At 39.6% G+C, this 14,087-nt stretch carries 13 protein-coding genes; 4 read left to right on the forward strand and 9 right to left on the reverse strand.

Translation table 11 applies throughout. From position 1 onward, the window contains the following. Position 1 precedes the first annotated feature (1 nt). Both BacF7301_RS24005 and BacF7301_RS24010 read right to left on the reverse strand, forming a co-directional pair. Positions 2 to 1,027, reverse strand: a complete 1,026-nt coding sequence (locus BacF7301_RS24005) for a threonine aldolase family protein (RefSeq protein WP_167966738.1) — start codon at positions 1,025 to 1,027, stop codon at positions 2 to 4. A 155-nt stretch (positions 1,028 to 1,182) separates the two neighbouring features. Continuing rightward, complete coding sequence (locus BacF7301_RS24010) at positions 1,183 to 1,401, reverse strand: winged helix-turn-helix domain-containing protein (RefSeq protein ID WP_024988146.1); 219 nt, start codon at positions 1,399 to 1,401, stop codon at positions 1,183 to 1,185. Positions 1,402 to 1,636: 235 nt separating this feature from the next. Between BacF7301_RS24010 and BacF7301_RS24015 the strand changes: the two genes are divergently transcribed. The 4 genes from BacF7301_RS24015 to BacF7301_RS24030 all read left to right on the forward strand — a co-directional run bounded on the left by BacF7301_RS24015 (position 1,637) and on the right by BacF7301_RS24030 (position 5,832). After that, positions 1,637 to 3,376 (forward strand): thiamine pyrophosphate-dependent enzyme, encoded by a 1,740-nt coding sequence (locus tag BacF7301_RS24015; protein ID WP_167966739.1) that lies wholly within the window; start codon positions 1,637 to 1,639, stop codon positions 3,374 to 3,376. Positions 3,377 to 3,442: 66 nt separating this feature from the next. After that, positions 3,443 to 4,390, forward strand: a complete 948-nt coding sequence (locus BacF7301_RS24020; protein ID WP_167966740.1) for a DUF2157 domain-containing protein — start codon at positions 3,443 to 3,445, stop codon at positions 4,388 to 4,390. Next, the gene (locus tag BacF7301_RS24025) at positions 4,374 to 5,342 is read left to right on the forward strand and encodes a DUF4401 domain-containing protein (RefSeq protein ID WP_167966741.1); all 969 of its coding nucleotides are present in this window, start codon (positions 4,374 to 4,376) and stop codon (positions 5,340 to 5,342) included. The genes BacF7301_RS24020 and BacF7301_RS24025 overlap by 17 nt, the downstream gene beginning before the upstream one ends. Then, positions 5,329 to 5,832 carry a GDYXXLXY domain-containing protein gene (locus tag BacF7301_RS24030; RefSeq protein ID WP_167966742.1) on the forward strand — a complete coding sequence of 168 codons (504 nt, stop codon included), beginning with the start codon at positions 5,329 to 5,331 and terminating at the stop codon, positions 5,830 to 5,832. Before BacF7301_RS24025 ends, BacF7301_RS24030 begins: the two co-directional genes overlap by 14 nt. A gap of 269 nt (positions 5,833 to 6,101) precedes the next feature. Here BacF7301_RS24030 and BacF7301_RS24035 read toward each other — a convergent pair whose 3' ends face one another. From BacF7301_RS24035 to BacF7301_RS24065, 7 genes are all read right to left on the reverse strand, one after another. Then, a complete protein-coding gene (locus BacF7301_RS24035; RefSeq protein WP_167966743.1) occupies positions 6,102 to 7,940 on the reverse strand; it encodes a hypothetical protein in 1,839 nt (612 codons plus the stop codon). Then, positions 7,897 to 8,619 (reverse strand): PL29 family lyase N-terminal domain-containing protein, encoded by a 723-nt coding sequence (locus BacF7301_RS24040; RefSeq protein WP_167966744.1) that lies wholly within the window; start codon positions 8,617 to 8,619, stop codon positions 7,897 to 7,899. Before BacF7301_RS24040 ends, BacF7301_RS24035 begins: the two co-directional genes overlap by 44 nt. Positions 8,620 to 8,992: 373 nt before the next feature. After that, on the reverse strand, positions 8,993 to 9,931 hold the full coding sequence (locus BacF7301_RS24045) for a tyrosine-type recombinase/integrase (RefSeq protein ID WP_167966745.1): 939 nt from the start codon (positions 9,929 to 9,931) through the stop codon (positions 8,993 to 8,995). 232 nt (positions 9,932 to 10,163) lie between these two features. Further along, positions 10,164 to 10,613 (reverse strand): hypothetical protein, encoded by a 450-nt coding sequence (locus BacF7301_RS24050; RefSeq protein ID WP_167966746.1) that lies wholly within the window; start codon positions 10,611 to 10,613, stop codon positions 10,164 to 10,166. Between the two features lie 52 nt (positions 10,614 to 10,665). Beyond that, positions 10,666 to 11,949 carry an AAA family ATPase gene (locus BacF7301_RS24055; RefSeq protein WP_167966747.1) on the reverse strand — a complete coding sequence of 428 codons (1,284 nt, stop codon included), beginning with the start codon at positions 11,947 to 11,949 and terminating at the stop codon, positions 10,666 to 10,668. Between the two features lie 147 nt (positions 11,950 to 12,096). Further along, positions 12,097 to 13,734 (reverse strand): chaperonin GroEL, encoded by a 1,638-nt coding sequence (gene groL, locus BacF7301_RS24060; protein WP_167966748.1) that lies wholly within the window; start codon positions 13,732 to 13,734, stop codon positions 12,097 to 12,099. A 43-nt stretch (positions 13,735 to 13,777) separates the two neighbouring features. Continuing rightward, on the reverse strand, positions 13,778 to 14,050 hold the full coding sequence (locus BacF7301_RS24065) for a co-chaperone GroES (protein ID WP_004314007.1): 273 nt from the start codon (positions 14,048 to 14,050) through the stop codon (positions 13,778 to 13,780). Positions 14,051 to 14,087: the final 37 nt, after the last annotated feature.

Genomic DNA, 14,087 nt, shown 5'->3' on the forward strand with positions numbered 1-14,087 from the left:
ATTAATAGACTATCAATGACCTTAGAAGTCTTATAAACTCGTCCACATCTTCTTCTGTGGTATCAAAAGAAGTTACTAGGCGAATTTCATTATTATCTTCATTCCAGAAATAAAAGAAATAAGATTCCAGCATCCGGTCAATTATCGGGCGGGACATGGTCAGGAATAATTGGTTGCTTTCCGCCTTTTGAGTAAAGGTTACTTCCGGGAGTTTCTTCAACTCATTGTAAAGTTTGGCTGCCATTGCATTGGCATGCTTCGCATTTTTCTGCCAAAGGTCATCTGTCAGATAAGCTGTAAACTGACAGGAAAGGTAACGCATCTTCGAAGCCAACTGGGCAGACTGCTTACGAACGAACCGGGCTTCCGATTGCAAGTCTTTATTGAATACGATAACGCACTCTCCCATCATTAATCCGTTCTTTGTACCGCCAAAACTCAGAATATCCACTCCGCAATCTACGGTCAGTTCTTTGAGAGAAAGATTGAGGGCGGCACAGGCATTGGCGATTCTCGCTCCGTCCATATGGACGTACATACCGTTCAGATGAGCAAAGTCGGTCAGGCGTTTCAGTTCTTCGGGAGTGTAAATCGTGCCAAGTTCGGTACATTGTGAAATATAAAGAGCCCTGGGCTGTGAATGATGTTGGTCGCCAAAACCATGAAGGTAAGGTTGCATCAGTTCCGGAGTGAGTTTTCCGTCCGGCGTAACAATCGGGCGAATCTGGCAGCCGGTCATTTTAACGGGAGAGCCACACTCATCCACATAGATATGAGCTGTTTCCGCACAAAAGATGGAGTGATACGGACGTGTCATCAATTGCAATGCCACTACATTGCTGCCTGTACCGTTGAATACGAATAAAGGGACACAGTTCGGCGTAAAGATTTCCTTTATCTTAGCTACTGCTTCTTCTGTCCATTTATCATCGCCATAACCTAATGCATGGTCTATATTCGCCCGGTTCAACGCTTCCATCACCAACGGATGCACACCGGAATTATTATCAGAGGCAAAACTTCTCATCGTTTCCTTACATTTTAAATTGGATTGCAAAGTAACAGAATTATTTTCAGATATCATCTGAAAGGGACATACATAAAAACAAAAATCCCCGAAGCATTGACTATCCTGTCGTTACTTCGGGGATTCTTTTGTTCTTGTTCAGGTACCAAACTCCTTTAGCCAATGTAAACATTCACACAGAGATACACGTAAAGTTCTTCATCACACTGTTCGAACTCTATCTTATTCTCTCTTGACAACCATCCTAAAGCGGCGCCCAACTCTTTGTCTTTCAGCCCGGATTTTCTTTTCAGAAGTCCGTAGCCCCACTTCTCATTATTGCTAAGCAGTTGCCAAACTTTACCGGCATTCACGCCGATTTCACTTCTATTCATTTTCTACAGTTATTAAGAGGTTTAAAACATTAGGTTAAGATTTCGCCTATAAAGATAACAAAAGGATATTGCATTTGTTTATATCACTTTGCTAAAAAGTTGTTACAAAATTCTTTTTAACACAAAAACGGCGATGTGTTCCGACACAAAGGCGTTATTAGCATATGTTAAATTAGAACTTTTCTTTGCAGATAGCTGTTATTACTTAAAAATCAATCCTAAACCTATTACAGATATGGCAAGAAAAGTAGCAGAACAGCTCATAGATACACTGGTGCAATCCGGTGTAGAACGCATTTATGCAGTGACGGGCGACAGTCTGAATGAAGTAAACGAAGCTGTCAGAAAGAACGATAAAATAAAATGGATACATGTCCGCCACGAAGAAACCGGGGCGTATGCTGCGGCAGCGGAAGCACAACTGACCGGTCGTCCGGGATGCTGTGCCGGAAGTAGCGGCCCGGGGCATGTTCATCTTATCAATGGTTTGTATGACGCGCACCGTTCGGGTGCACCGGTTATTGCCATTGCTTCCACTATTCCCACCGGGGAGTTCGGTACTGAATATTTTCAGGAGACGAATACTATCAAACTATTCAATGATTGTAGTTATTATAATGAGGTGGCCACCACCCCCACGCAATTTCCCCGTATGCTTCAATCGGCTATTCAGACGGCTATCACCCGCAAAGGGGTATCGGTTATCGGGTTGCCGGGAGATTTGGCAAAGGCTTCTGCTGTTTCTGTCGATTCATCGGTTCGTAACTATCCTGTCGTGCCGGAAGTTTGTCCGGCGGAAGAGGATTTGGCACAACTGGCTGATTTATTAAACAAATATAAACGTATCACTCTTTTCTGCGGTATCGGCTGCCGGGGAGCTCACGAGGAAGTAATTGCACTTTCTGAGAAGCTGAATGCTCCGGTGGTTTATACTTTTAAAGGGAAGATGGAAGTGCAATATGAGAATCCGTATGAAGTGGGTATGACCGGACTTTTGGGAATGCCTTCGGGATATTACAGCATGCACGAAGCGGAAGTACTCCTTATGCTTGGAACGGATTTTCCTTATTCCGCTTTTTTGCCGGATGACATTAAGATAGCCCAGATAGATATAAAGCCCGAACGTTTGGGTCGGCGTGCCAAAGTGGATATCGGACTTTGCGGAGATGTAAAGTTGAGTATTCAGGCTTTACTCCGTATGCTGAATCCGAAAACGGATGATACATTCCTGGTGAAGCAACTCAAAAGGTATGAAGGGGTGAAGAAAGACCTCGCTGCCTATACGGAAGATAAAGGAGAGGTAAATAAGATTCATCCCGAATATGTAATGTCCGAGATTGACAAGCTGGCTTCGGATGATGCTGTATTCACTGTCGATACGGGAATGACTTGCGTATGGGGAGCACGTTATCTGCAGGCAACAGGGATGCGCCATATGCTGGGTTCTTTCAACCACGGTTCTATGGCCAATGCGTTGCCGCAAGCTATTGGCGCGGCTTTGGCTTGCCCCGACCGTCAGGTAGTTGCGCTTTGCGGAGACGGCGGATTGTCTATGACTTTGGGAGATTTAGAGACGGTGGTTCAATATAAGTTGCCGATTAAGATTATCGTATTCAATAACCGTTCACTGGGAATGGTGAAATTGGAAATGGAAGTGGACGGACTGCCGGACTGGCAAACAAATATGCTGAATCCCGATTTTGCCCAAGTAGCCGAAGCGATGGGAATGACAGGATTCAATGTCAGCAACCCGGAAGAAGTATTAACGACTCTATTCAATGCTTTCGAACTGGACGGACCTGTGCTCGTGAATATCATGACCGACCCGAATGCGCTTGCCATGCCGCCTAAAATTGAACTGGGACAGATGGTAGGCTTTGCCCAATCCATGTATAAGTTGTTAATCAACGGACGTTCACAAGAGGTGATTGATACTATCAATTCGAATTATAAGCATATACGTGAAGTATTTTAAGTGGAGTGACAAGGGTGATTATCATTTTATTTTCTTATGTTTGTAATCATCTAAAAGTTGAAACATATGGAAAAGACTGACTCTTCACCCTTGTCACGACAAGCTCTATACGCAAATAAAAAGGAATGGAACCGGTTTCTATCCATTTTCTTATTGGCAGTGGGTATTGGTTTTACCGTATCAGGCATCATTTTTTTCTTTGCCTATAACTGGAACGACCTGCCTAAATTTGCAAAACTGGGAATCGTAGAAGTATTATTAGTAGCTTCCGTCTTGCTTGCCGTATTCACCCGATGGAACAGGCTCGTCAAACAGATTCTTCTTACAGGAGCGACTTTCCTGACAGGTACGCTCTTTGCCGTCTTCGGGCAAATTTATCAGACGGGGGCTGATGCCTACGACCTTTTCCTGGGTTGGACACTTTTTACTATCCTTTGGGCGGTTGCCATCCGTTTTGCTCCGTTATGGCTGACTTTTATCGGATTACTTTGTACGACGATATGGCTGTATAATATACAGATTGCCGCTCGCGGCTCATGGGAAATGATTTTACTTGCCAATGCAGTAACCTGGATATGCGCTTCGGCAACCGTCATTACAGAATGGATGAGTATAAAAGGCAGCCTGAATAAGCAGAATCGCTGGTTCGTTAGTCTACTTTCATTAGCTACCATTGTGCACACCTGTTATCTTACGATGCTGGCGATATCAGATGCCAGCTCGCTTGCAATAGCAACCATCTGCGAAGAAAAAGCTATAATCGTTTCACTCATAAGTACAATTCTTATATTCTCTGCTGGACTATGGTTTGGGTGGAAAGAAAAGAATCTGTTCTATCTGGCTACTATTCCTTTTGCGACATTGATGATTCTATTGACTGCATTCATATGTCACAGCGATTTGAGAGATGTCAATCTATTCTTCTTCTCAGGAATGATGGTTATCACTGGAACGACCTTGCTTATCTACATTATTCTTCAACTAAAAAAGAAGTGGTATGGCACAGAAGCATAATCTTACAATTCAAGTCGTATCCATCATCGGTGGAATACTGACTGCTATCTTCTTTCTCGGATTTCTTGCACTTGCCCGAATCCTAAGTTCCGAAATTTCGTGCCTGTTAGTCGGGAGTTTATTAATTATTACTACATTAACAATCAGCCGTCTTGTCATCCGGTCTTTCCTGGATGCTATGAATATCACTTTATATATTGCAGGATGCGTATTGGTTGGCTTTGGGCTTAGTGATTATATGAATATACTTTTCATTGTACTTATAGGAATCAGCATGCTCACCTTCAAGTTGTCGAAAGGTTTCATTCTGCCCTTCCTTTCAGTGATTGCGTTTATTATATCTTTCTTTGGAGAAATAACTCATATCTTTTCTTCTTCCTATCCTCTGCAAATTGCAGTAGTTCCTGTTATGGCAGCATTCCTGTTCACCAATCTTTTCGAAGTGAAACTGCTTGCCCGACTAGGAAATAGTTTTTCCAAATATATGCCATTCCACTACGGGCTATTCGTTTCTTGTCTTGTTTTAATGAGTGGACTATCAATCAATTATCTGACACAGGATATGAATTATTGGATTATATCCTGCATTCTGTCTGTATTTATATGGACAGGACTTCTCATCATGGTTCAACGGATTATGAAAGTTATGCAAGTAGATAAGCCGGTACATCAGGTCGGCATCTATATTCTTTGTATCGTCATCTGTCTGCCCACTATATTTGCCCCTTATTTATCCGGTAGCTTATTGATGATTCTGATATGTTTCCATTATGGTTATAAAGCAGAGTGTGCAGCCTCACTCCTTCTCTTTATCTATGCTGTTTCCAAATATTACTATGATTTGAATATAAGCTTACTTATTAAGTCTATCACGTTATTCATTATTGGAATTTCCTTTATTGCAGCCTGGTATTTCTTCACTCAAAAAAGAATAAGACATGAAAAAATATAGTCGGATATTGATTATTGCAAATCTTATATTGCTACTGGGATACTTCAACTGGTCAGTTTTCAAGAAAGAACAGACTTTGAAGGATGGACAGCTAGTGTTATTACACTTAGCTCCCGTTGACCCTCGTTCTCTCATGCAAGGGGACTACATGAGACTCAACTACGAAATAAACTCATCTTCGTCAGACTTTATAGATGAGCAGACTGCCACGCGCGGTTATGCTATACTCCAAACGGACAGTAATCAGGCAGGTCAACTTATACGATTACAGAATGCTCTAACACCTTTGAATGATAACGAGATAGCTATCAAATACAAAATAGTAAACAGGCGGATATTTCTCGGTGCCGAATCTTTCTTCTTTGAAGAGGGACAGGATACTCTTTATCAAAATGCAAAATATGGTGGTTTGAAAGTGGATGATAAAGGACAAAGCCTACTAGTGGGGCTGTATGATGAAAACTTTCAGCAGATTCTATCGGATAAATAAAAGATAAAAAGCTCGGACTTTCACAAGCCCGGGCTTTTGTTTTCTCAAGATATCTCCTTATCATTAGGGAAATAAGGGACTAGCAAATTGTTTCTAGCGCAATAAAGAAGATACCTGAGACAAAAAAGGGATGCCTGTGGGAAATAAGGGAGGTATCCCTTTCTATAAGAAGAACAGAATTGGAAGGATTGACTTTCACAAGCCAAATCCTTCACTCTGTTTCTTCTCGGCGTATTCTTCACACAAGGTGAAGAAGGATTTGATTTTTATTATTCAAATTTATTGACTACAATTGTTACAGTTGTTGCATGAGTTACACCCCATTCATCAGTTGCAGTCAAGGTCAGTTTACAAGTTTGAGCTGTTACAATCTTTGCAGAAGTTTTCTTCTTCACAGTCAATGTACTATTGCTTTGAACATTCCAAGTTGACAAATTCGCCATATCCAAATAGTCTTGAGCATTCTTGTCACCAGTCCAAACTAAAGTAATTTTAGCTTCTTTCAATGCAAGATCCTTACCATTAGCTATGTCCGCGATTTTAAATTCGTCAGCCTTAATTGTTGTACCACTTTCATTCTTGATTTCCTTATTTGTGCCACTATATTTCAAAGTTCCTAATCCAGAAACAACAGTCAGACTGATTTCATCTGTAATATTTTCCAATCTACTATTATTAAACGGACTATAAATAGCTTTGATAGTACGAGCAACGCCTACACCACCTTTGGCAGGAGCTTTTGCAACTACGATATCACCAGTAGTTTTACTTCCACCATTTGCAAACCAGCTAGTAAAGCCTTCTGGAAGAGGCGTCTCTTCATCAAACTTGATATAAGATGCTGCATCGCTCTTAGTTTCAGCAGAATACAAACCATATAAGTTATAAGTAACTTTCTGATTTGCACCTGTTCCACTTATAACACCGGTTGCAGTTCCTTTATTACCGTCAAAGTAGCCACCCAGACGTCTTCCGTCCCATTTAAATCCTTCGAACGGATTAACTACAATCTCAAAGTTAAGAACTTTTGCAACTTCGTTGCCTAATGTAGGTGAACCACTAGCATTATTGACATTGACAGAAACTGTATGTGTAGTAGCACAAACATATTTAGGTGTAAAGGTTGCACGAATCACCCAATCTTTAGTTGTAGATCCCGATACGCTAGCATTCTTATCAAACAATTCAAGTTTAATACTCTGTGAGTCATAAGTCACATTAACTCCATTCACCTTCACATCGCTCTTAAAGCCGATAGTCGGATTTGCATCCAATGTATATTGTGCCGTCTTATTGAAGAGTGCTTTCAACTCGTCAGTAAGAGCAATGTCAGCAGTATTATTAGGAGCAGCATTTACAGTCCATTTCACTGTACCCAAAGCTACAGGTTCAGCCTGATACTTAAATGTGATCTCTAATTTAGGAGCATTTGCCAAATTAATCACCGTTCCATCCGTTTTCAGATATTCTACTTTAAGAGTAGCCGTTCCTGCTTCTTTAGCAGTAATGGTGGATCCTGTCAACGTAATATCTTTTGCTTCCAATTCAGTTGGTTTAGTAGCATCCAGAGCCAAAGAATACTTACAATCAACAACTTTATCAGCACCAGTCATCAATCCATTCAAATCATACGCTTTATTAATGATTGCTTCCGCGATAGCATCATTCAAAGTTGGAGCTGACTGATCTACATTAATTGTCACATCATACTTAGAAATAATTTCATTTCCAAAAGGATCATGAGTAGTAAGAGCATAAGAACCTTTAGTAGGAATCTTTGCCAAATCAAAGTTTTCAGCATCCTTATTGAAAGTGACATTCATATCATAAACACCTTTATTAGCTGTTTTATCACCAGCAGCACGAGATAAAGGTTTTTCAGTCATATTTTCCTGAATACTTCCTTTAAGAATTTGGAAGAACTGATTATCTTTAGAGTCTGTTAAACCTATATTATAAAGTTGTACATTTACATCTGCCGGATTAATCAAAGCTTGCATTTTAGATGCCCCAGAAGCGACAAGAACTTCATTTGCTTCATACTTATGACCATTAAAATCAACCTTAGTATTTGTTTTTTCCGCAATATAATGTAATAGTACTTCCAAGTGTCAGTTTTGCATTAGCATCTACACTAACAGCATCCATGCTAACAATAGAACCTGCTTTAGGAAGTGTTACAGAAGATTCAGCATAAGTACCGTCAGACTTCAATTCACGTACATAAAGTTTCCAGATCAAAGGATTACCAGTAACTTCAGTAATATAAATAGTTGCATTAGCTACTATACCTGTAGAATCCCATTTTCCTGTTTCTGTGTTATAAACTTCCCAGCATCCGGTAGTAGAACTAATACGAGGAGATTTTCCGTTTACTCCATCCTTACCGTTTACTCCATCTTTGCCATCTTCTCCCTTAAGACCAACAGCAGATTTGCCAGAATCTATTCCATCAAAAAACCAATTGTTATTAGCACCAATAGTAACTACAGTACCATTCTTTCCATCTTTTCCATTAGTACCGTTAGTTCCATTCGTACCGTTAATGATAGAATAAAACTTTCCATCATCAAACGTGATCTTGAAACCTCCAGCAACATCTTCAACGGATTTAACCCATTTGCCTTCATTCACAAATTTCTGTAGATCGACAATGCTAGCTTTGTTTGCGTCAATCTGTGTTTGCAGATTGTCGATGTCATCATCGTAGTCTTTACAACCTACATAGGTGACAGTAGAAAGTGCCAGCGCCCCGAAGAACATCACTTTTACAAATTTTCTTTTCATAACTACTTAAAAATTACATTAATAATATATTATTAAACACTAAGTTTCAATAATAGACAGCCCGTTACTTCGTAGGTAACGGGAAAACCTTTGTCCTGCTCTTTTAGAGTAGTCAATACTGAAAAATGATACGATATGCGATGAAACATTTTTACCCCTGCTTCTGATAAGCGGCAGAGGGGAGGGAAATCTATTGCAAAATTTAGAAGTTAACAAAGCCCTAATACAAAGAATCCGCGTGTTTTAACTGTCTTGTTCTTGTTTTGTGTAGTTTATTAGAAAAAATGTGTGATTTAGTTTGGTTGTTTTAAGAAATATGCTCATATTTGCACCGGAATTCATTCCCGTTACCTACGAAGTAACAGAATAGTTTTCAGGCATTTACGCCACCAACAGCACGTTTCACAAAATCAAGTACTTGTTTATTTGCTTCATCTATTTTCTTATCCTGAAAAGGCTTCAGATAAGTCTCAGTCACCGTGATAGATGAATGCCCCATCGCTTCGGAGATAACACCCGGATGGATTTCACAATAATAAGCTGTCGTAGCCCAAGTGTGGCGGGCGGTGTATGAGCTTAGTTTATCTCCCAATCCCAGTAATTCTCCCAATAACATCAATCGCTGGTTAAAGCTGCGCAATGCTAACTGATATTCACGATAGGCTTCCTTTGTCCCTTCACGGCTTTTCAAAAACGAAAACAAATAAGGCGAAGAAGAGTCACGGTTCATGTATTTCTTTATCAGAATCATTGCTTCTGAAGTCAGTGTCACCGACAAAGAACGCCCTGTTTTACGTCTGCGATATGTTATCACATTATCCCGCAAATCAATCTTGCGCAAATAGGCAAGATCGACAAACGGCATACCACGAAGCAAAAACATCAGAATGAACAACTCTTGAGCCTGACGTACAGGCAATGATACTCCCGCCTTCCGGGACAAATTAACAAAGACCTTCTTCATATCATCATCAGTCAGGGCACGTTTATGATCGGCACGCGTCCCGGTGTAAACGGAACGAAACAGATACGGAATATAAGGAGCTTTCCGAAGATTGACCGCACGATTGTAAACTGCACGGAAGGTACGCATATAGGTGGAAACTGTGTTCCAGCTACACCCACGACAACGAAGATGAACTTCGAATCCCTTCAACCACTCCGAAGTCACTTCACTAAAGACAAAGTCGCTTTTCCCACGATAAGCAATGATGGCATTCAGACTGCTACGATAGACGTGCGCAGTACCAAAGTTTCCCTCCACCTGTAACCCGTTGGCTACTTGCTTCATAAATGTTAATACTTTCAACATCTCACTTTTTATTAATAAATTTGATTATAAATATACGAAGTATTCTTGGCATCAAGAATACAAATAGAGAAACAAAATATAAAGTTCGGATGTTTTTATAAATATTACTTTATAGAATAGATTAATTACACAGAGAATATCAATAAGCAGAAAAAAGAATATCTTTTAGACAAAGAATCGCTTTCCCTTACCCGGGAAAGCGATTCTTACATTTATGGTTTCAAGCATTTTTTCACATAACATACTTATCATAGAAATCAGCAATATCCATCACTTCAATATCTGACTTATTATTCATCAATCGTCTTATCCTATTTCTGCATTGCTCTACCTTCTTAGTTTGAAATAATAAAATGATTTTCTCATGAATGGGTAGATGAGCATAGAACAAAGGTTTGGTATAGACTAACTTAGCTTTTATATCTTGAACAAAAGATGAATTCAGTTCATTAGTTTCCACTCTGAACTTAGCATCTGCCAAAAGCATTCTCTTATTATTGAGTAATGCCACAAAATCCATTGTGCTATTCAAGCAACGACGTTGCTTCTTCGCCTGTTCTATTTCCCATCGGTCAACATCAATCACCAAAATACTCCTTTTGCAATCAGGTATCTTCTTTGAAGCTCCCTCACGAATTAATAAATCAGTCAAACTAACATAAAAAGCAGAGAACTGCTTCATGAATTCCTCAGAAAAACAATAAGAGTCTATCGAAAGGCACTTACATTGCAACTTATTCGAAAACTCCATACTCGTCAATCTTTTCAAAGGATTTATTAAATGATTTAAAAATCGGGTCTATGTCAAGACCTAAAGCACGATAAGTATATTCATAAGGAGTTTCTTCCGAATCCTCGGCTAAATAAAAGTTTAAGCTATCTTGAACTTCCTCTTTGGCAGCAATATACCGAATAGCACTTATCATATCCGTGCTATGGCTTGCTATAAAAAATTTGACTCCAATTTCTTTATGAAGCAATACAATCATCCGTGCATACTCAACTATCCATTGGGGATGCAAATGTGCTTCCGGTTCATCTATAATAAGTAACGTATCTTTTTGAAGGAAGCCGTTCTTTAATAATAGTTGTAAAATAGAGAATGATTTTACTCCTGTAGCACAATCTTTCAAATCAAAGATTTTTCCATCACTTCTTTTATAAGACAATTTAGAATTACGAACGTCATCTTCTTCTACAAGAGATTCACCTTCCATTATTTGGGTAATATTCTTATATAAAGGAACTTTTTTCCCTATTTGAGAATTATCATTCAACAAAGTCGCTAACTTCTCCCAATAATCTTTACCACCAATAAGTTGGCTTCCTGCTATCATTGGGGTATCAATATAGGCAACCTTTCTTATATAATGAAGTAGAGGAACAGACTGCGTATTCTCACCTACAAAAGAAACCCCATATTCCCGAATCGTCCATTTCTGAGGATATACACCTTTCAAATAGAAATCTAGATAATAGTACAGTAAAAAATATCGTCGTTTTTCTTTATCCCTTAATGCACAATCAAATAATTCTTCAACATCTTTATAAAATAGTCTCAACAATTTATCTAAATCATCTAATGAATCATCAAACATATTTTTAATAATTCGAACAATACGTCTAAAAGAATTCATTATATTCTCATCGTTCTTGTCGTATGCATTATCTCTATAAGATAGAAAACTTGCAAACAAATTCTCTACATATTGCAGATATTTCTTTTTATCTATAACAGAAACATGACGTAAAATAATAGAATCGACAAATGTAAGACCATTTACTTCTCTTTCTATTTGCCTTAAAACTTCAACATAACGAAGCAATTCATCATTTAAAATAGAATCTACTATTTCATCAAAATGATTCGCATAATAAAACGAATAGTACAACAGTTGTGACAAGCTACTTTTTCCACAACCATTAATACCAGATACTACCGTTATCCCATTCAATGTTATATCAGCTTTCTTTACAGCCTTGAAATTCTCTACAGACAATTCTACTATTTTATCCATATAGATATGTTTTACTTCTATATCACAGTGATATGCAAAGATAACAAACAAAAGTAGAATCTTTAAAGTTTTAGGGAAGTTAATAACAAAAAAGTCGCTTCCGGAAATCCGAAAGCGACTTTTATATTCATTCAAAGGAAACCGGAATTACATCATTCCGCCCATACCTCCCATTCCGGGAGCGCCCATCGGCATTTCAGGTTTGTCTTCCTTCTTTTCTACGATAACACATTCAGTAGTCAGGAACATACCAGCGATAGAAGCTGCATTTTCCAAAGCTACACGGGCAACCTTAGCAGGGTCTACCACACCGGCAGCGTGCAAGTTTTCGTAAACGTCCGTGCGGGCATTGTAACCGAAATCACCTTTTCCTTCACGTACTTTCTGAACAACTACCGCACCTTCTTTACCAGCGTTGGCAACAATTTCGCGAAGCGGTTCTTCGATGGCACGTTTGATGATACCAATACCAGTTGTTTCATCGGCATTGTCACCCTTCATTCCTTCCAAAGAGTCGATAGCACGAATGTAAGCTACACCACCGCCCGGGATGATACCCTCTTCGATAGCAGCACGAGTTGCACGCAATGCATCGTCTACGCGGTCTTTCTTTTCTTTCATTTCCACTTCAGAAGCAGCACCTACGTAAAGAACAGCTACACCACCTGACAATTTAGCCAGACGTTCCTGCAATTTCTCACGGTCATAGTCAGACTTGGTTGCAACGATTTGAGCCTTGATTTGCTCGCAACGTTCTTTGATGCTATCCTTGTTGCCGGCACCGTTTACGATAGTAGTATTATCCTTAGAAACAGTTACCTTGTCGGCAGTACCCAACATTTCGATAGTAGCTTGTTCCAGTTTCAGGCCTTTTTCTTCGCTGATAACAACACCACCTGTCAGGATAGCGATATCTTCAAGCATTTCTTTACGACGGTCGCCGAAGCCCGGAGCTTTCACTGCACAAATCTTCAACTGAGAACGCAGACGATTTACTACCAAAGTAGTCAACGCTTCGCTATCTACATCTTCTGCGATTACCAACAGAGGACGACCAGTCTGTACAGCCGGTTCGAGGATAGGCAAGAAATCTTTCAGGTTAGAAATCTTCTTGTCGTAAATCAGGATGTAAGGTTTCTCCATCTCACATTCCATCTTTTCCGTATTAGTCACGAAATAAGCCGACAGATAACCACGGTCGAACTGCATACCTTCTACTACACCGATAGTAGTGTCAGTACCTTTCGCTTCTTCGATAGTGATAACACCATCTTTAGAAACTTTACGCATAGCGTCAGCAATCAATTTACCGATTACCGGGTCGTTGTTTGCAGATACGGTAGCAACCTGTTCGATTTTGTCATAGTTGTCACCTACAGTTTCAGCCTGATTCTTAATAGATTCTACCACTTTGACAACAGCCTTGTCAATACCACGTTTGATATCCATCGGGCTGGCACCGGCAGTTACATTCTTCAAGCCTTCAGCTACGATAGCTTGAGCGAGAACGGTTGCAGTTGTTGTACCGTCACCGGCATCGTCACCTGTTTTGGAAGCAACTTCTTTTACCAACTGTGCACCGGTATTCTGGTAAGCGTCTGCCAATTCGATTTCTTTTGCTACTGTCACACCGTCTTTTGTGATGTGAGGAGCACCAAATTTCTTCTCGATGATAACGTTACGTCCTTTCGGGCCGAGAGTTACTTTTACTGCATTTGCCAAAGCATCAACACCTTTTTTCAATTGGTCGCGGGCGTCGATATTGAATAATATTTCTTTTGCCATCTCTTTATTTACTATTTAAAGATTTATGATTTACTATTATTAATTAACCCAAAACAGCGAGAACATCGCTCTGACGCATGATAAGATATTTAGTACCTTCAACGTCAAGTTCTGTTCCGGCATATTTACCATAAAGAACCGTATCGCCTACTTTCAATACCATTTCTTCGTCTTTCGTACCGTGACCTACTGCCACAACTTCACCCTTCAAAGGTTTTTCTTTTGCTGTATCAGGGATAATGATACCACCAATTGTTTTTTCTTCTGCAGGTGCAGGGAGAATAAGCACTCTGTCTGCTAATGGTTTAATGTTCATAGTTACTTTTTTATATTTTAGTTATACATTTATATGG

This window comes from Bacteroides faecium (assembly GCF_012113595.1).
Classification (GTDB): domain Bacteria; phylum Bacteroidota; class Bacteroidia; order Bacteroidales; family Bacteroidaceae; genus Bacteroides; species Bacteroides faecium.